The sequence below is a fragment of the Spirosoma gilvum genome (genome assembly GCF_054776815.1).
In genome coordinates, this window is sequence record NZ_BAAHBH010000016.1 from 70613 (window position 1) to 89529 (window position 18917).

The 18917-nt window shown below is 49.5% G+C and carries 13 protein-coding genes and 1 riboswitch; of the genes, 10 read left to right on the forward strand and 3 right to left on the reverse strand.

Features of this window, described 5'->3' with window-relative positions; genetic code table 11:
* Positions 1-119: 119 nt before the first annotated feature.
* The 6 genes from ACYVFD_RS31515 to ACYVFD_RS31540 all read left to right on the forward strand — a co-directional run bounded on the left by ACYVFD_RS31515 (position 120) and on the right by ACYVFD_RS31540 (position 8220).
* The gene (locus ACYVFD_RS31515) at positions 120-1982 is read left to right on the forward strand and encodes a carbamoyltransferase family protein (protein WP_461094594.1); all 1863 of its coding nucleotides are present in this window, start codon (positions 120-122) and stop codon (positions 1980-1982) included.
* Between the two features lie 30 nt (positions 1983-2012).
* Complete coding sequence (locus ACYVFD_RS31520) at positions 2013-3176, forward strand: SGNH/GDSL hydrolase family protein (protein WP_461094595.1); 1164 nt, start codon at positions 2013-2015, stop codon at positions 3174-3176.
* Positions 3177-3227: 51 nt separating this feature from the next.
* The gene (locus ACYVFD_RS31525; RefSeq protein ID WP_020600213.1) at positions 3228-3377 is read left to right on the forward strand and encodes a DUF5989 family protein; all 150 of its coding nucleotides are present in this window, start codon (positions 3228-3230) and stop codon (positions 3375-3377) included.
* Between the two features lie 2 nt (positions 3378-3379).
* Positions 3380-3742 (forward strand): SxtJ family membrane protein, encoded by a 363-nt coding sequence (locus tag ACYVFD_RS31530; protein ID WP_461094596.1) that lies wholly within the window; start codon positions 3380-3382, stop codon positions 3740-3742.
* Positions 3743-3861: 119 nt separating this feature from the next.
* A riboswitch (SAM riboswitch) is annotated at positions 3862-3982 on the forward strand.
* A gap of 105 nt (positions 3983-4087) precedes the next feature.
* A complete protein-coding gene (gene metH / locus ACYVFD_RS31535) occupies positions 4088-7951 on the forward strand; it encodes a methionine synthase (protein WP_461094597.1) in 3864 nt (1287 codons plus the stop codon).
* A 44-nt stretch (positions 7952-7995) separates the two neighbouring features.
* Positions 7996-8220, forward strand: a complete 225-nt coding sequence (locus ACYVFD_RS31540) for an MbtH family protein (RefSeq protein WP_461094598.1) — start codon at positions 7996-7998, stop codon at positions 8218-8220.
* 58 nt (positions 8221-8278) lie between these two features.
* Here the strand turns inward: ACYVFD_RS31540 and ACYVFD_RS31545 are convergent, their stop codons facing one another.
* The 3 genes from ACYVFD_RS31545 to ACYVFD_RS31555 all read right to left on the reverse strand — a co-directional run bounded on the left by ACYVFD_RS31545 (position 8279) and on the right by ACYVFD_RS31555 (position 14248).
* Positions 8279-8641 (reverse strand): LytTR family transcriptional regulator DNA-binding domain-containing protein, encoded by a 363-nt coding sequence (locus tag ACYVFD_RS31545; protein ID WP_461094599.1) that lies wholly within the window; start codon positions 8639-8641, stop codon positions 8279-8281.
* A 91-nt stretch (positions 8642-8732) separates the two neighbouring features.
* Complete coding sequence (locus tag ACYVFD_RS31550) at positions 8733-11507, reverse strand: beta strand repeat-containing protein (RefSeq protein WP_461094600.1); 2775 nt, start codon at positions 11505-11507, stop codon at positions 8733-8735.
* Between the two features lie 260 nt (positions 11508-11767).
* Positions 11768-14248 carry a ribonucleoside-diphosphate reductase subunit alpha gene (locus tag ACYVFD_RS31555; protein WP_461094601.1) on the reverse strand — a complete coding sequence of 827 codons (2481 nt, stop codon included), beginning with the start codon at positions 14246-14248 and terminating at the stop codon, positions 11768-11770.
* A gap of 601 nt (positions 14249-14849) precedes the next feature.
* On the opposite strand from ACYVFD_RS31555, the gene ACYVFD_RS31560 reads away from it, so the two are divergent.
* The 4 genes from ACYVFD_RS31560 to ACYVFD_RS31575 all read left to right on the forward strand — a co-directional run bounded on the left by ACYVFD_RS31560 (position 14850) and on the right by ACYVFD_RS31575 (position 18890).
* Positions 14850-15092 (forward strand): type B 50S ribosomal protein L31, encoded by a 243-nt coding sequence (locus tag ACYVFD_RS31560; RefSeq protein ID WP_461094602.1) that lies wholly within the window; start codon positions 14850-14852, stop codon positions 15090-15092.
* Between the two features lie 110 nt (positions 15093-15202).
* Positions 15203-15892 carry a response regulator transcription factor gene (locus ACYVFD_RS31565; protein WP_461094603.1) on the forward strand — a complete coding sequence of 230 codons (690 nt, stop codon included), beginning with the start codon at positions 15203-15205 and terminating at the stop codon, positions 15890-15892.
* Positions 15892-17259, forward strand: coding sequence for a sensor histidine kinase (locus ACYVFD_RS31570; protein ID WP_461094604.1), 1368 nt, complete (start codon positions 15892-15894; stop codon positions 17257-17259). Before ACYVFD_RS31565 ends, ACYVFD_RS31570 begins: the two co-directional genes overlap by 1 nt.
* A 347-nt stretch (positions 17260-17606) precedes the next feature.
* Positions 17607-18890, forward strand: a complete 1284-nt coding sequence (locus ACYVFD_RS31575; RefSeq protein ID WP_461094605.1) for a TolC family protein — start codon at positions 17607-17609, stop codon at positions 18888-18890.
* The last annotated feature ends 27 nt before the right edge of the window (positions 18891-18917 follow it).

Below are 18917 nucleotides of genomic sequence, written 5' to 3' on the forward strand. Positions count from 1 at the left end.
CCTACAGCCTTTTCTGAAGTGGGCGTGAATTGACCACTGAGTAAGTCGCAGAAAGCTTAATAACACGTTTACCAAAAAATCAGTTAATTTTGGCCCCTGTTTGAACAGTACCATAGTTCATGACCATATTAGGTATTTCTGCTTTTTATCACGATTCAGCGGCTGCGCTAATCGAAGACGGCCGTATCATTGCCGCAGCTCAGGAAGAGCGATTTACACGTAAAAAGCATGATCCAGGATTTCCGGCTCAGGCGATACAATACTGTCTTCAATACGGTGGAGCAGATCTCAATAAATTAGATGCCATTGTCTTTTACGACAAACCGCTGCTGAAATTTGAGCGGCTACTCGAAACGTATTATGCCTTTGCGCCCAAAGGCATACGGTCGTTTCTGATGTCGATTCCGGTTTGGCTCAAGGAAAAGCTGTTTCTGAAGCGGCTGATTCGGGAGGAACTGGAAAAGATCGGGTATAAGTCATCCAGCAAAGTAAAGCTGCTGTTTCCCGAACACCATTTGTCGCATGGAGCCAGTGCGTTCTATCCGTCCCCGTTCGAACGGGCGGCTATTCTGACCATCGATGGTGTTGGCGAATGGGCAACGGCGTCGATCGGATTGGGTGAAGGGAAAAACATCTCGATCCTGAAAGAATTACGGTTCCCCCATTCGCTGGGGCTGTTGTATTCGGCTTTTACCTACTTTCTGGGTTTCCGGGTCAACTCCGGCGAATATAAGCTGATGGGCCTGGCGCCCTACGGCGATCCGCATTCGCCCGACGTAACCCGCTACATGGCCATGATCAAAGAGAAACTGGCCGATTTGCGTTCCGATGGCTCGGTGTGGCTGAACCAGGAGTATTTCGATTATGCGACCGGACTCACGATGGTGCATGATGAGAAATGGGCCGAACTGTTTGGATTCCCCAAACGCCAGCCGGAGGATGAGCTTCAGGCACACCATTGCAACCTGGGTCTGGCGATTCAATACCTGACCGAAGAGGTGGTCCTGAACATGGCCCGCGAAGCCAAACGGCTAACCAATGCCGATGCGCTCGTGCTGGCAGGTGGTGTAGCCCTGAACTGCGTATCGAACGGGAAGCTTCAGGCGGCTGGTTTGTTCAAGGATCTCTTTATTCAACCGGCTGCCGGTGATGCCGGTGGGGCCTTAGGAGCTGCTTTAGCCGCTTATCATATCTATTTCGGAAAAGAGCGTGAGGTCACGAAAGAACGGGATGCCATGCGGGGATCGTATCTGGGGCCAACTTTCTCCGATCTGGACGTTGAACTGATGGCCGTTAAATACAAAGCTATTGGCAAACACTTCGATAATTTTGACGAATTGAGCCGCGAAGCCGCCCGTCTGTTGGCAGAAGGCAACGTGGTAGGTTGGGTGCAGGGACGGATGGAGTTTGGTCCTCGGGCATTAGGCGGACGCAGCATTTTGGGCGACCCGCGCAATGCCGAGATGCAGAAAAAACTGAACCTAAAAATCAAATATCGGGAGTCGTTCCGGCCATTTGCGCCGTCGGTATTAGCCGAAGATTGCGCGGAATATTTCGATTACGATGGCATTTCGCCGTATATGCTGCTGGTGCATCCAGTAGCTCAGAAGCGTCGTACACCCGTACCGGCTAATTACGCCAGCTTCCCGTTGCGTGAAAAACTTTACTATCAGCGGTCCGACTTGCCGTCGATTACGCACATCGATTATTCGGCCCGGATTCAAACGGTACATAAAGACACCAATCCGCGGTATTACCAATTGATTGACGCCTTTAAGCAACTCACGGGCTACGGCGTCATTGTCAACACCAGTTTCAACGTGCGGGGCGAACCCATCGTTTCCACGCCGGATGATGCCTATCGGTGTTTTATGCGTACTGAAATGGATTACCTCGTAGTTGGTAACTACCTGTTCGATAAGCGCCAGCAACCCGAATGGCAGGATACTGATAACTGGAAAGAAGAATTTGTTTTAGACTAACGGGAGCCTACCGCCGAATGGGCTGAATTGATGCAATCAAAATTTGTTTCGAGTGCTATTCGTTTACTGTTCCTGGGGTTCTTAGCCTTTCTTCTATACTACGGAGATCGGCTGAACGTGGTGCTGGATTATCCACACCGAGGGCTTTTCGATAATATATATGTTCGGTTTGCTAAAATCGCCATCCTGCTGCTGGTGATGATGGAGATTGTCCGGATCTATTATTATGGTGTTGTTAAGAATCCGAAACCGCCTAAACTGATTGGTAACCTGGCTACGTTGCTAGTTCCAACGGCGCTGTTGCTGGTGTTCGTGGAAATTATTTTCATGTTCATCTCCCAGAGTCAGGAAGGTGGACTCACCTTGGCGTCACACATCTGGTTTGAACGCTATTGGCCGCCTATGGTAGGTGATTATCGCGATACACCTCGGACCGATACACTGGGTAAAAAAGTCGTGTTGGTGGTCGGTGATTCGTTTACGTCGGGCCACGGTCTGAAACGGGCGGAAGAGCGCTACGGAAATGTTTTAGGCGAAAAGCTGGGAAATCAGTACATAACCTATAACCTGGGTATTTCGGGTTCGGATACCCGGAATGAATACGAACGGCTTGTGAAATTTGGCAAAAAGCCTGATATACTGGTGTTGCAGTATTTTCCGAACGATATCGAAAAGGTGGCTCACGATCATGGGTTAGTACCCGCGTCGTTTGAACCTTATTCCGACGTACCTCGGGCGTTTCAATCGCTGTTTATTAAGTCGTATCTGCTAAATTACCTGTACTGGCAGTTTCCACACGGTAATTTTGCGCCGTTCGATACCTATGCTCGTACAGCTTACGGAACTCCGGCAATTATTAACGACCATCTGAGTGATCTGGCTAAATTTGTAACGTATGCCAAAGAGCATAAGGCTCGTTTTTACGTTGTTTTGTTCCCCTTTTCGCATAACCTGGAAAAAACAGCGGAATACGTCAAACCGGTGGTTTCGTTCTTCCAGAAAAATAACGTGCCGGTGCTGGAAGCTGGCAAACTGATGGGCGATATCGAACCGAAAGACCGGGTAGTTGGCCGGAACGATGGGCACGCCAGTGCGTTGGTCAATCAGCGGGTGGGAGAGGCTCTGTTCAAACTTGTTCAGTCTAATCCAGGAACAGGGCATATGGCGCTGGCCGACAGTACGGCTAAACCTTAGATTTTTTAGTTTATCGGTTTGATACACAAGTAAATAAACTCAAATTAGATCATGGAATTTTTGCAGGACATTATCAAATTCATGCAGCAGCGTAAGAAGTGGTGGCTGGCACCAATGATCATTCTGTTGCTACTGATTGGTATTCTGATTGTTATTGGTGGCGGATCGGCCGTTGCACCGTTTATTTACACGCTGTTCTAAGCATGGACGTTTCTGAGAAGGTAAAAGCCCAGTTGGTGATCGTAACTGGGCTGGTAGTACTGTATTTTATTTTCAAATCGCCCTGGTGGCTCTATGCGGCAGCGGCTGTCGGCGTGTTGAGCCTGGTCATTCCAGCGGCTGGCGATCTGATTGTGAAAGCCTGGTTTAAAATTGCGGAGGTGCTGGGAAACATCAACGGCAAGATCATTCTTTCTATCCTATTTTTCGTCTTTTTGTGGCCTATCGCGATGCTGTACCGGCTATCCGCCAAGAATCCGCTGGCCATTAAACGAACGGATCAAAAGTCGTTCTACAACGAGCGAAACCACCAGTATACAAAAGAGGATTTAGAACAAACCTGGTAATTGAGAAGCTTCGGCCCTGCTAACACATACGTTATACAGGCGCTGGTGACGACACAATTCCTAGAATCTTAGGGTACACTATGTATGAGTGTACCCTATTTTTATCTATTTTTGTTATAGGCTTATCCAGAAAGACGGAGGGACGGACCCGATGAAGTCTTGGCAACCCTTTCAGAACCAGTTGGTTACTGAGACTCGGTGCCAATTTCCTCCCGGTTTATTGACCGGGCCAGATAAGTTAGCTCCCCGCTATCCATCTTTCTGTGCCTAAGCTTTTTGCGGTTTTGGACTTTTTTAAGGACACTGATTGTTGGTATTCCTGACAATCGCACTATACAACTGCCTTTGAAAACGATATACGAACTTCTGAACGAACGAATTCTCGTCCTCGACGGTGCTATGGGCACCATGATCCAACGGTACAAACTGACCGATGCCGATTATCGGGGTGAGCGATTCAAAGACTTTCCACACGACGTAAAAGGCAACAACGATTTGTTGTCGATCACGAAGCCCGACGTTATTAAGGCCATTCACCGCCAGTATCTGGATGCGGGTTCAGATATTATCGAAACTAATACGTTCAGTGCTACCCGCATTGCCATGGCCGATTATTACATGGAAGATCTGGTCTATGAACTGAACTACCAGTCGGCGAAAATTGCCAAAGAAGTAGCGGAAGAGGTAACCCGTCAGAATCCTGATAAACCTCGGTTTGTGGCCGGTGCTATGGGGCCAACCAACCGTACAGCGTCGCTCTCTCCTGATGTCAATAACCCAGCCTATCGGGCCGTTACGTTCGATGATCTGGTCGATACGTATTATGAGCAGGTAAGTGGCCTGGTCGAAGGAGGAGTTGATTTATTGTTGGTCGAAACGATTTTCGATACCCTCAATGCGAAGGCGGCCATGTTCGCCATCGATAAGTATTTTAGTAATAGGAGCGAGGAGCGAGGAGCGAGGAGTGAGCATGCTGACGCAAAAGATTTCCGACGGATGGAGAATTCTCACTCCTCGCTCCTCGCTCCTGGCTACTTACCCGTCATGATTTCGGGAACGATTACCGATGCCAGTGGGCGGACGCTTTCGGGGCAGACAACCGAAGCATTTTTGTATTCGGTGTCGCATTTGCCGCTGCTGAGTGTTGGGTTAAACTGTGCGCTCGGTGCTGAATTGATGCGTCCGTATATTCAGACGTTAGCTAAGGAAGCTCCATTTTTTACGTCGGCCTATCCAAATGCAGGATTACCGAATGAATTTGGTGAATATGATCAGACACCCGACGAAATGGCGGCTCAGGTGGAAGGGTTTATCCGGGATGGCTTTGTGAACATCGTCGGTGGCTGCTGTGGCTCAACGCCCGATCACATTCAGGCCATCGCCCAGGCGGCTGCCAAACACGCACCCCGGCAACGACCTCAGGCTGAACCCTATCAGAAACTAAGTGGTCTGGAACCCTTAAAGGTGACGGAACAAACCAACTTCCTGAATATCGGTGAACGTACCAACGTAACTGGCTCGAAGAAATTTGCCCGATTGGTTAAGGAAGGAAATTACGACGAAGCCCTCAGCATTGCGCGTGGCCAGGTAGAAGGGGGCGCTCAGGTGATTGATGTCAACATGGACGAAGGTATGCTCGATTCGGTCGAAGCCATGACTACGTTCCTGAACCTGATTGCTTCCGAACCCGACATCGCCCGCGTGCCCATTATGGTCGATTCATCGAAGTGGGAAGTGATTGAGGCCGGTCTGAAATGCGTTCAGGGGAAAGCCATTGTCAACTCCATCTCCTTGAAAGAAGGCGAAGAAGCGTTTATTGAGCGAGCTAAGCTGATTAAGCGCTACGGAGCGGCCACAGTCGTCATGGCGTTTGATGAAACGGGCCAGGCCGATTCCTACGAACGACGGATCGAAATTTGTGAACGAGCGTACCGGATTCTGGTCGATAAGGTTAATTTTTCGCCACAGGACATCATTTTCGACCCCAATATTCTAACCGTTGCAACGGGTATTGAAGAGCATAACAACTATGCCGTCGATTTCATCAATGCTACCCGCTGGATTAAGGAAAACCTGCCTCTGGCGAAAGTAAGCGGTGGGGTATCGAATATCTCCTTCAGTTTCCGGGGCAACGATGTCGTGCGTGAAGCCATGCACTCGGCGTTTCTATATCACGCCATCCGGGCGGGTATGGACATGGGCATCGTGAATGCGGGTCAGTTAGAAGTGTACGACAACATTCCCAAAGACTTGCTGGAACGCTGTGAAGATGTACTCCTGAACCGTCGGGACGATGCCACCGAACGGCTCGTTGAGTTTGCCGAAACGGTAAAAGCCAAAGGAAAAGCCGTTGTGCAGGACGAAAGCTGGCGGGCCGAACCCGTCCGTGAGCGGCTTAAGTACGCACTGGTGAAAGGTATTACCGACTACATCGATGAAGATGTGGAAGAAATTCGTCAGCAGGTGGAGCGTCCGTTGCATGTGATTGAAGGGCCGTTGATGGATGGTATGAACGTGGTCGGTGACCTGTTTGGTGCCGGTAAAATGTTCCTGCCACAGGTGGTTAAATCGGCGCGGGTAATGAAAAAAGCCGTGGCGTATCTGACCCCGTTTATTGAAGCCGAAAAATCGGGCACCGGCTCGTCGTCGGCCGGTAAAATTCTGCTGGCAACGGTGAAAGGGGACGTGCACGACATTGGTAAAAACATCGTCGGGGTAGTGCTGGGCTGTAACAACTACGAGATCATTGACCTCGGCGTGATGGTACCGACACAGAAAATTCTGGACGAAGCGCGTAAGCATAACGTCGATATTATTGGCCTGAGCGGACTCATTACCCCCTCGCTCGATGAAATGGTGGGCGTAGCTAAAGAAATGCAGCGCCAGGGCTTTACGCTACCTCTGCTGATTGGTGGCGCGACAACTTCACGGACGCATACAGCTGTTAAGATCGATCCACATTATGCCGGGCCAGTGGTTCATGTGCTGGATGCCAGCCGGAGTGTGCCTGTAGCCGGTCGCTTGACGAGTGAGCAGGCAGCAACCCGCGACGAGATTTTTAATCAGATCAAAGCCGAGTACAGCAAACTTCGCGACGACCATGCCCGTCGTCGGCAGGAGAAAGCCAGCCTGACGATTGACAAAGCGCGTGAGAATCGGGCTCCCATCGATTGGCGGAATTTCGAGCCAACCAAACCGACTTTCCTCGGTAATCGCTATTTTGAGGAGTACGACTTGGCTGAGCTACGAGCCTATATCGACTGGACGCCGTTCTTCCAGACCTGGCAACTACACGGCAAATACCCCGCTATCTTCGAGGATGCGACCGTTGGCAAAGAAGCCCGGCAACTTTTCGATGATGCCAACCGTCTGCTACAGGAAATTATCGATGGTAAGCTGTTGAAAGCCAAAGCCGTGGTTGGTTTCTTTCCGGCCAACACTGCCGACGATGATGTGCTATTACATGAGTTTGAAGAACAGGTTCGCGATGTTCCCTGTGAACGGCATGGGTCCCACCGGCACATCGAGTACAAAATCAGTCGTGCGCAGTCGCAGACGGCGGTAAGTCCGGTTGGTGAGCTGATTTACGATACCAAAACGGTGCTCCATTTCCTCCGCCAGCAGAATCAGAAAGCTCCGGGATTACCGAACTATTGCTTGTCGGACTTTGTGGCCCCGCTCGAAAGCGGCCGCGAAGATTACATTGGTGGATTTGCCGTAACGGCCGGTATCGGTATCGAAGCGTTGCTGGAGAAATACGAACGCGACCACGACGATTACAGTAGCATTATGGTGAAAGCCATCGCCGATCGGCTGGCCGAAGCCTTCGCCGAGCGGATGCACGAGCGGGTACGGACTGAGTTTTGGCCCTATGCCACCGGAGAAACCTACTCCAACGACCAACTAATCAAGGAAGAGTACCAGGGCATCCGACCGGCTCCGGGTTATCCGGCCTGTCCCGATCATACCGAAAAAGGCACGCTGTTTGATTTACTGGACGCTGGTAAAATTGGTATCGAACTGACCGAAAGTTATGCCATGTACCCGGCCTCGTCGGTCAGCGGATTCTATTTCTCGCACCCGGAGTCGAAGTATTTTGCCGTGGGTAAAATCAACAAGGATCAGGTGCTGGATTACGCACAACGGAAAGATATGCCGGTTGACGAGATCGAACGATGGCTGGCTCCCGTGCTGAGTTATGATGCGTAAACGTAGCGTATATTTGGTGGACATTCCTAAACCGCCAAATCACTATGCAGGACGAACGCGAAGACAACACGATCTACAAAGTAGTCGTCAACCACGAAGAGCAGTATTCCATCTGGCCCGCTGATCGTGAGAATCCCCTCGGCTGGAACGATGTAGGTAAATCTGGTTCCAAAGAAGAGTGTCTGGCTTACATCAAAGAACTCTGGACCGATATGCGCCCACTAAGCCTTCGTAAGAAAATGGAGGAAATGCAGCGCGGTATAGAATAATCAAAAATCCCGGAGGTATCTCCGGGATTTTCAGTATAAGTAGGTGCTAACAGCTCCCCTAAGACTCTTGCATGATCGCTGGTTCCTGTATGTGCAGGTGCGACAGTTTATCCTGTACCTGAATAAGCCGCCGACGAGCAATGGGTAGCGATGCCTGATTGTCCATAATCACATGACTATTGTTTCGGCTGTGGGGCGACATATGTAGCGAGTAGGCATAAGTCGGATTAATCAAAACTCGTTTATGAATTCTCAGAAATGAGGGCCAGCGGTCCTCGTACCATTTCAGCGTGTGCGACATCAGGACCACTTCCCCATTGATGAGATAAATCCGACAATAATTTATATCCCCGATCAGGTAGAGAATTTTGGATGGGCTGGTCCGGAACTGAGCTCCTTTGGCTGAGGTGTACGGTTTCATCAGGATGAAGTGACTAATAGAGCAGAGCTATAAGGAAATCATTTAACCCAATAAGGTTTAAGTAAATCTTTCCTTTGCCAGTTATGACCGTTTATAAGCCACTAATGATACGGGCGAAAATATTGTTGAGATGGTTGTTATCATAACTTCCACCACTGTCATCGGCCACATTGATGGTAATGTTGGACGTACTTCCCGAATTGGCCGTGGTACGCGTGATGGTGAAGCCCAGATTCAGCGTCGTGTTGGCTCCCATTGACTCACCCCCGTTGATCGTCAGACTCAGCTGCTGATTGGCTACATTACTACTCACCTGCCACTTGCTGTTCTGCACCGCTACGGGGTTGTTACTTCCACCCGAGACATTGATGCTGGTCAGTGTGTTGTCGTAACTGATTGTGTAGCCAGCGGGTACGGTGATGTTAATGGTAATCGAACTACCCGTGGTGGCGAATCCGTTTACCTCCTGAACCTGAATTAGCAACTGCTTGCTGCCATTAGCTGGGAAATTGGCATCTGGCAAACTTAGAATAGACGTTAGGTCGGGCCCCGTCACCACCGTTACACTAACCAGTTTAGTCTGACTACAGGCGCCACTACTAGCCACCAAGGTAAACGTCTTTACCCCCGATGTAAGTAGACTGGCGGAGACGGCCGAACTGGTAGAGGGAGTCGTGAAACTAGTTCCGGTAGGAGCGGTCCACTGATAAGTAGTAGCTCCCGAAGCCGATAAGCTGACGGTTACGCCAATGTCGGCCAGGGGGAGCGCAGAACCCGCCGAAACAGCCAGCGTATTTGTAAGGCTAACCGAAGTGGCCACTGTAACGCGACATCCATTGGCATTACTGACTGTTACCGAATAGGTATCGGGTGTAGTGACGACCAGCGTTTGGCTTGTTCCGGGCGTTCCTAGCGTACCACTACTATTGGCGAAAGTGAAGGAGGTGCCACCCGATGCGGTCAGTGTCAGACTGGCTAGAGAACAGGTTAAGGTTCCCGAATTTGAGGCTGTCAGACTAGCTACCGGCGATGCATTGACCGTCAGACTAAAGGCCGTTGAGGTTACACTGTTACAGGCCCCTGTTACCACTATGGAATAACTCCCGGCGTCACCCGTTTGCACATTGGTCAATGAAAGTGCTGAAGTGCTCTGGGCAGGGCTGACCAGACCCGCGCCCTTGTACCAGGCATAGGTAAACGGGCCTGTTCCACTCACACTGATACTGGCCGTTACTGTCCCTCCCGAACAAACCGATGAACCCGCTACCGGGAGCGTCGTAAAGGCCGTTTGCAGGCTCGCTGTCCCCTGAAACTCATAGGCGCCCATGTCGACCAGGTTGCCGAAAATTCGGCTATTACCCGCTAAATCCGTACTCGGCAGAGCGGATACGGAGTAAGGGCCACTGGCGACCGTAGCACTGGCGGGATCACCCGTATTGATAGCAGGGGCACAGGCCGACAGTTCTGTACTGGTTGTTGAAGCAAAGGGGGATACGGTAGTGGTCAGGTTGCCGGTAACGCTCGTAAATCCGCTTACGGTAACCGACGTAGGTTCAAACAAACTATAACTGGCAGAAACCCCACCGGTTCCAAAATGGAAAATGGTTTTGTTGCCGCCATTATCAAACAGTACACAATTGGTCAATACTACGTTGCCATTGTTATTGTGTATGACTCGCCCATTGATCGACGTATTTGACTGAAACGAGCAGTTGATCAGCCGGGCATTTCCACTTGATGTATGTACAACACCCCCGTTGGAACTGGCAGAGTTACCCAGGAAAGAGCAGTTCGTCAGGGTCGGGGTACTGTTGTTAACTTCTAATACCCCCCCGTTGGCACTGGAGGAATTATTCTTAAGAAGACAATTAACCATCTGAAAATCACTACCGCTTTCGGTATTGATTGCCCCCCCGTTGGCACTAGCCGAATTACTTAAAAGGGTGCAGCCCGTCAACGTTGGTTTACAACTCGTTGTGTTATACATTGCCCCTCCTCCAACAGAAGCCGAATTTGACTGGAATGTACAATTTTGGAGTTCAGGCGTGCAGTTACTTGTATTGGTCATCCCACCACCGCTACCCGTTGCAGAATTAGTTAGAAAAAAGCAGCCGGTCAGTGTTGGGTTACTACTGCTGGTATTAAATAGGCCTCCTCCTGAGGTAGATGTATTACTCTGGAAAGAACAATTCGTTACGATTGGGCTACTATTTGTCGAATTAGCTGCTCCTCCACCGTTTCCACCCCAGTTTGCCACGAACAGGCAATTCGTTAGGGTGGGGCTATTACTGTTGTTTAACAGACCACCACCCAGGTTATTCAGGCTACTTCCATCTGCCCGCCCGCCGGTAATCACAAACCCATCCAGGGTTGTACTGCTGGTCAGATTCAGGCCCGACGTATTGTAAATCACGTGATAACTATTGTCAGTGGTACTGGTTGGATCGCCAATCTCCCCACTCAGTGTCGTACTGCTGGGGTTACCTGTGATGGGATTAACCGATGGCCGGTCACCCAGCGTTGACTCGCTCCCCATAAAGCCACCGTATACAATGACTCCGTTCTTTAATGAGAAGCTTTTCGTACGATCCGTATTCGCATCGCCATTGGGTTTGTAGGTTCCGGTGGCTACCCACACCTGATCACCAGAAGCACTGGCGGTGATCATAGCCTGTAAATCTGAGGAGGCATTCAACCAGGAGTCTCCCGTGCCCGTGCCGCTGGCAATTGGTTTTACATACCGCTTCGTTTGCCCATAGGTAGGGCTGAAAGTCAGGAAATTAACGGCTAAAAAAAGAGCGATTCCAATAGGGGCTACGGCACGTACTCGGTACGCAAAGTAGAAAAATTTAGTAAGCAGTTTCATGGATTGTGAGGTGAGAAAGTTAATGACCTTGAAAAGGAAGAATACAGGTATAAAAATCGAGATTGAGCTTAATTGGGGGTTAGCACAAATCCAGCATTCTTTAACTCATTTCCAGCATAAACAAAAAAAAGCCCCAAATCGGGGCTTCTGACGCGTTTACAATAGATTAGCGACCTTACTGATAAAACAATACTCCCGGCCATGTCAACCACAGCCGGGAGCGAAAACTTGAAACCTTAAACTAATAACTTGAAACTCGACTAGGAGCCGCACATCTCACAACCTTCTGGATCGTCCAGTGAGCAGGTCATGGCAGCATATTGCTGTTCGAGGTCGGTTACCATCGGTACAGGGGCAGGCGCTACGTTCTGGGCGTGATCCTTGGCGTACTGTACGTAGTTGAGGGGTTTCTCGACGGGCGCTGTTTCGGCCATGACGGGTTCGAGTTGTGGCTCGGCCTGTGGCTGTACCACGGTGAACTTCACGGCATCGGTAGCGGCTTTGGTACGGAGGTAGTACATACCCGTTTTCAGCCCTGCTTTCCAGGCGTAGAAGTGCATGGAGGTCAACTTGCCGAAGTTCGAATCCTGAATGTGGATGTTCAGCGATTGCGACTGACAGATGTACGCACCCCGGTCGGCAGCCATGTCGATGATGTGCTTCTGTTTGATCTCCCAAACCGTTTTGTACAGGTCTTTGATGTTCTGTGGAATACCTGGAATCGCCTGAATAGAGCCGTTGGCCAGAATCAGGTTGTTCTTCATTGTATCGTTCCACAGGCCCAGTTTTACGAGGTCTTTCAGCAGGTGCTTGTTCACGACTACAAACTCGCCCGACAGCACGCGACGGGTGTAGATGTTGCTCGTGTATGGTTCGAAACACTCGTTGTTGCCCAGAATCTGTGAGGTCGATGCGGTAGGCATCGGCGCCAGTAGCAGTGAGTTCCGAACGCCGTGTTCCATCACGTCCTTCCGCAGGCTTTCCCAATCCCAACGGTTTGATTTTGGGTTTACACCCCACATGTCGAACTGGAAGATACCCTGCGAAATCGGTGAGCCTTTCCAGGTTTCGTATGGGCCGTGTTCTTTGGCGGCTTCCATCGAAGCGGTCATCGCACCGAAGTAGATCGTCTCGAAAATATCTTCGTTCAGGCGACGGGCTTCTTCCGATTCAAACGGCATCCGCAGCATGATAAACGCATCGGCCAGTCCCTGTACGCCAAGACCAATTGGCCGGTGACGCATGTTGCTCCGACGCGCTTCTTCGACTGGGTAGTAGTTGATGTCGATGATCTTGTTCAGGTTGCGGGTAGCCACCTTCGTAATCTCGAACAGCTTCTGGTGGTCGAAACGCATAATCCCGTCTGGATCGCGTTTAATGTACTTAGGCAGGGCAATCGACGCCAGGTTACAAACCGCTACTTCGTCGGGGGCCGTGTACTCGATAATCTCGGTGCAGAGGTTCGACGATTTGATCGTACCCAGGTTCTTCTGGTTCGACTTTTTGTTAGCCGCATCCTTGTATAGCATGTACGGCGTACCGGTTTCGGTTTGTGATTCCAGAATTTTGAACCACAACTCCTGCGCCTTCACCGTCCGACGGGCACGGCCTTCGCGCTCGTAGCGCTCGTACAACGCTTCAAATTCCTCGCCATAGCAATCGGCCAGGCCGGGGCACTCGTGCGGACAGAACAACGACCAGACGTCGTCGGCTTCGACCCGCTTCATGAACAGATCGGGCGTCCAAAGCGCATAGAACAGGTCACGGGCGCGGACTTCTTCTTTCCCCGAGTTCTTTTTCAGATCGAGGAATTCAAAAATATCGGCATGCCAGGGCTCCAGATAGATCGCAAACGAGCCTTTGCGCTTACCACCACCCTGATCAACGTACCGAGCCGTGTCGTTGAATACGCGCAGCATCGGAATGATCCCGTTCGAGGTTCCGTTGGTGCCTTTAATGTAGGTGCCCGTAGCCCGGATGTTGTGAATGCTCAGTCCAATACCACCTGCCGACTGCGAAATCTTGGCCGTCTGCTTCAGCGTATCGTAAATACCGTCGATGGAGTCGTCCTGCATCGTTAGCAGGAAGCAGCTCGACATCTGTGGCTTTGGCGTACCAGCGTTGAATAGCGTTGGGGTTGCATGGGTAAACCACTTTTCCGACAGCAGATTGTAGGTTTCAATGGCCGAGTCGATGTCTTCCTGGTGAATCCCAACAGCTACCCGCATCAGCATATGTTGAGGGCGTTCGGCAATGCGGCCGTCGATCTTCAACAGATACGATTTTTCGAGGGTTTTGTAGCCGAAATAGTCATAGCCGTAATCGCGGTCGTAGATGATGGTTGAGTCCAGCAAGGCCGCATTCTGACGCACTACCTCATACACTTCCCGCGAAATCAGCGACGCGTTCTCACCCGTTTTGGGATCTTCGTAGTGGTACAGTTTTTTGATCGTACCCGAGAATGATTTGTTGGTCTCTTTATGGAGGTTAGAAATAGCGATCCGGGCGGCCAGAATGGCATAGTCCGGGTGCTTGGTGGTCATCGAAGCGGCTGTTTCGGCAGCCAGGTTATCGAGTTCTGTGGTTTTAACGCCATCGTAGAGACCGCTTACAACTTTTACGGCGACTTCAACGGGTTGTACATAAGCTGGATCGAGGCCATAGCATAGCTTCTCGATTCGAGCCGTGATTTTGTCGAACTTGACAGATTCCCGGCGGCCATCACGTTTGATTACGAACATGATAAGTTTGGGCTAGTTATGTAAGGAGAAATGATTAGATACAAAAGAAATTGAACGAGGTGTTACGGAATTACTATACTCAACTACGGTATTTTGGAAAGGCGTTCTTGGAATAATGAATAGTTCACATTGATCTATCCATATATGGCAGGAATTGGCCTGTTACGTGACTCTAAAGTTCTGTTGAAATAGACGGAAAAGCAACCCAGAAGGTTCGCCTGATTTATTGAATCATTGAAAGGTGCAACTCTGCTAAGTAGGTTAAGAAATTGTTAAGCCATCATCCTGAATGACTTATCAATACCCTACTACAGGGGTAGTCTAAGAAATAAATAAAGCATTTTTTATTTGGCGGTTTGCAGGACCGAGTGCCGGTCGGGCAGGCCGTAGAGGAAGCGTAATGTTGTATAAAAATATGAAAAAATAGGCTCATAGCCAAGCATTTGTTACCCAAATATTAGGCAACGGTATGCTACTGGGCTGTTTAGTATCAGGGCGTAAAAGAACGTGTAAAAAGCGTTTGTAATCCCCATAAAAGCTTGTACCTTTGCAGTCCTTTTCGGTCGGAAACCGAGAAGATGACAAGAAACAGAGATTTATCATGAAAAAGGGCATTCACCCGGATTACCGCGATGTGGTATTCCACGACCTGTCGAGCGACTATAAGTTCCTGACGCGCTCAACGGTTCAAACCAAAGATAGTATCGAGTTCGAAGGGAAAACCTACCCACTCGTAAAGATTGAAGTTAGCTCGCAGTCGCACCCTTTCTATACAGGTAAGAACGTGCTGCTCGATACAGCCGGTCGTGTGGACAAGTTCCGCAAGCGCTACGGCACCAAGTAATTCGAAACCGATCTGGGTTTATTAAAAGCTCCTCTGTTGCGACCGTCGTGGCAGAGGAGCTTTTCCTTTATTTTTACGTACGAATTTTGATCGATGGCTCTCGTTGTGGTATGAAAAAAATCCTGATCATTGAAGACGACCGGCGCATTGCCCAGAATATTAGTCGGGGCCTTCAGGAAGAAGGATACGCCACCCAGGTGGTCTATGAAGGCATAAACGGACGACAGATGGCTCTCCAGCCTGGTATCGATCTGCTTATTCTGGATATTAATCTGCCCGGCTTAAGTGGCTTTGAAGTGTGTCGGAGCGTTCGGGCCGAAAAACCTCAGCTACCGATTATTATGCTGACGGCGTTAGGTGAAGTTGAAGATAAGGTAGAAGGGCTGGCATTAGGAGCCGATGATTACCTGGTTAAGCCGTTCGATTTTCGGGAGTTGCTGGCCCGCGTAGCCACCTGTTTCCGCCGATCGGCGCTAAGTGACAATCCGGCCAAACAGGAAATTTGGCAGGTTGCTAATTTAAGTATCAATCTAACTACCAAAGAAGTTCGGCGGGGAGCCATTCCTATCGACCTGACCGCCCGTGAGTTTGCGTTGCTCGAATACTTTATGCGAAATCGAGGGCGCGTTCTGTCGAAAGCCGATATTGCCGAAGCTGTCTGGAGCCTTAATTTTGACCCCGGAACGAACGTAGTTGAGGTGTACGTCAATTATTTACGGAAAAAAGTTGATCGCGATTTCGATCCCAAACTCATTCACACCCGTCCAGGGTTGGGTTATGTATTAAAAGAAGAGGCATAATGACTATCCGTAATCGCATTGCTCTTCAGTTTTCGCTCATCGTAGCGTCGATTCTGGTATTTTTCTCAATCCTGATTTATTGGGTGTCAGCCACGTATCGGCGGGAGGAGTTTTATGAGCGGCTGAAAAGTAAGGCACGGACAACGGTTCGTTTTCTGATCGAAGTGAAGGAAGTAGACCGGGAGTTACTCAAAATCATCGATCATAATACCCTCACCGCGCTTTTTGATGAGAAAGTGTTGATTTTCGACGCCAAAAACCGCCTGATTTATTCCAGTGTCGATGATCAGGTTATTCACTACCGATCTACTTTTCTGGACGAGGTTCGGCAAAAAAAAGAAATCGAAACGTTTAGTGGCCCCAACGAGCTGGTCGGATTGATTTACCAGCAAAATGGCCGCGATCTGGTGGTGTTAGCGTCGGCCTACGATCAGTTTGGCAACAGTAAGATGGAAAACCTCAAGCTAACGCTGAGCTGGGGGTTGCTGGTTGGGCTGAGCGTTACAATTGGCCTGGGAATTTTCTTTGCCGGACAATCACTTCAACCAATTAGTCAGATTAACCAGCAGGTATCAACCATTACGGCCCGTAATCTTCAGCTACGACTGGACGAAGGGAATCGGCAGGATGAGATTGCCCGGCTGGCCATGAATTTCAATGACGTGCTCTTCCGACTTCAACAGGCTTTTGAGCAGCAGCGAAGTTTTGTGTCGCACGCATCCCATGAGTTACGAACGCCCTTAGCTGCCCTTAAATCAGAGATTCAATTAGGTCTACGTCGCCCACTGACCGTAACTGAACACAAAGAAATTCTGACTAACCTACTATCGGATACTGATCGGCTGATTGGGTTGACCAATGGACTACTCTTTCTGGCCCGAACCCTGGAAACCAGCAACCAGGTAGCTCGACAGCCCATTCGAGTCGACGAAGTTGTTTTTCTGGCAAAAGATGAACTGGTCAGCGCTAAACCCCACTATCAGATTATCGTTGATTATGAAAATATACCGGAAACAGAGACGGAAACGCTGATTCAGGGCAATGAAGAACTCCTGAAACAAGTGCTTGTGAATTTGTTTGATAATGCCTGTAAGTATTCGGCAAATCAAACTGCTCAGGTGCGTATAGGCACCAATGGTAGCGCCTGTCGTGTTGCCGTTCGTGACACCGGTATTGGTATTTCCGAGCAGGATCAGACCCATATTTTTGAACCGTTTTATCGAGCCGCCAATGCACTCGACTATCATGGGTTTGGCATTGGCTTGTCGATTTGCGCTAAATTGATCGAACTGCACCAGGGTACGCTGACGGTTGAGAGTAAGGTAGGAGAGGGGAGTACATTTACTATTTCGCTACCGCATTTGTAAAACGACTTAAATCCAGCAGGACTGTTGCAGAAAACCATCTAACTATAATCTGCTAACTATATTGACTAAGTTATTAAGCTATACGATTAAGTTTATTAAACGTGTTTTTAATGATAATTAATGGGAAGGGAGCCATTAATTCTAAGCGTATGAGCGCCTGAAATTACCTGATTTTCAATGAAACAACGTCAGATATAGGCTCGATCGAGTCAGAAGAATAGAGTAAAAACCACTAAAAAATGTAAAATTCTAATGTTTTTCTAATCTCTTTTTAAAGTTGCTCTAATCCCCTTTTAATTCTGTCTTAATCTGGATTAAAGACCTTTGTAGCCCAAGTTAGTCAACTTATGCGGTTATTGACATTCGTCTTTTTTCTAGTATTCTATTCTGCGGAATTTACTCAGGCACAAATTGCTTTAGCATCTCGATCCCGGCAGGATTCACTGACAATAACGCTTCGGCAGGCCGACAGTCTGTTTGTGAAAAATAATCTGTTGTTACTGGCCGAACGGTTTCGAATCGATGCGAGTCAGGCACAGGTATTACAGGCCAGTTTATACGACAATCCGAACGTAACCCTCGAACTGAGTGCCTACAACAATGAAGCGCGTCGCGTATTGGACGTAGGGCGGCAGGGCGAAAAAATTATCTCGGTTCAGCAACTGCTCTATACGGCTGGCAAACGCAACAAACGCATTGCGCTGGCATCGGAAGCTGCCCGACTGACCGAATTTGAATTAATCGATTTACTACGGGGGCTGCGGTTCGATCTTCGAAGCCGGTTTTTCTCCATTTACTTTCAGGAACAAACCCTGGCTCGGTTCGATCAGCAGATTGCTACGCTCCAGACAACCGTATCGGCCTACGAAAAACAGTACGAACGAAACAATATCTCGCTTCGTGAACTGCTCCGATTAAAGGCATTGCTATTCCAGATCAACAATGACCGGACCGAAATCGTGTTCCAGCTGGCCGACGACCAGCGGGCGTTGCGAACATTATTGTCTGTCGATCAGCCCATTCGTCCGCGAGTTATCAACGAATCATTACCCCGCTATCATCTGCCAACGCAACCCGACGATACGCTCGAACAGATGGCCTTACGCAACCGGCCAGACCTGAAAGCCGCCGAATCGCTGACGCGCCAGGCTGAGTTGAATTATAATCTGCAACGGGCACTCGCCAAACCCGACCTACGAGTCGGTGGTACGTATGATCAGGCCGGGAGTTACATTCAGAATTATGTAGGGCTGTCTGTTTCGGCCGACGTACCGGTTTTTAATCGCAATCAGGGCGCCATTCGGGCCGCACAGAGTCAGATCAGTTACCAGAAACAGTTGTATCAGCAGAAGACGGTTCAGGTGAGCAACGACGTGGCTACTGCTTTGCAGAAAGTTCGTGAGGTCGAAGGGCGCGTACAAGCGGTTGAAGGTCAGTTTACGGCTCAGTTCGACGAGTTGAACCGGGGTGTCATTATCAGTTTTCAAAAAGGTAATCTTACGCTGATCGAATTTGTCGATCTGATCGAAGCCTACAACGATAGCGTTCGCCAGCTTAACCGACTAAAAGCCGATCGGATCGGTGCGTATGAAGAGTTGAATTACCTGGTCGGAACCGATTTGTTCAGGTAATCAGTAAAGGGATAACAACAAAACCAC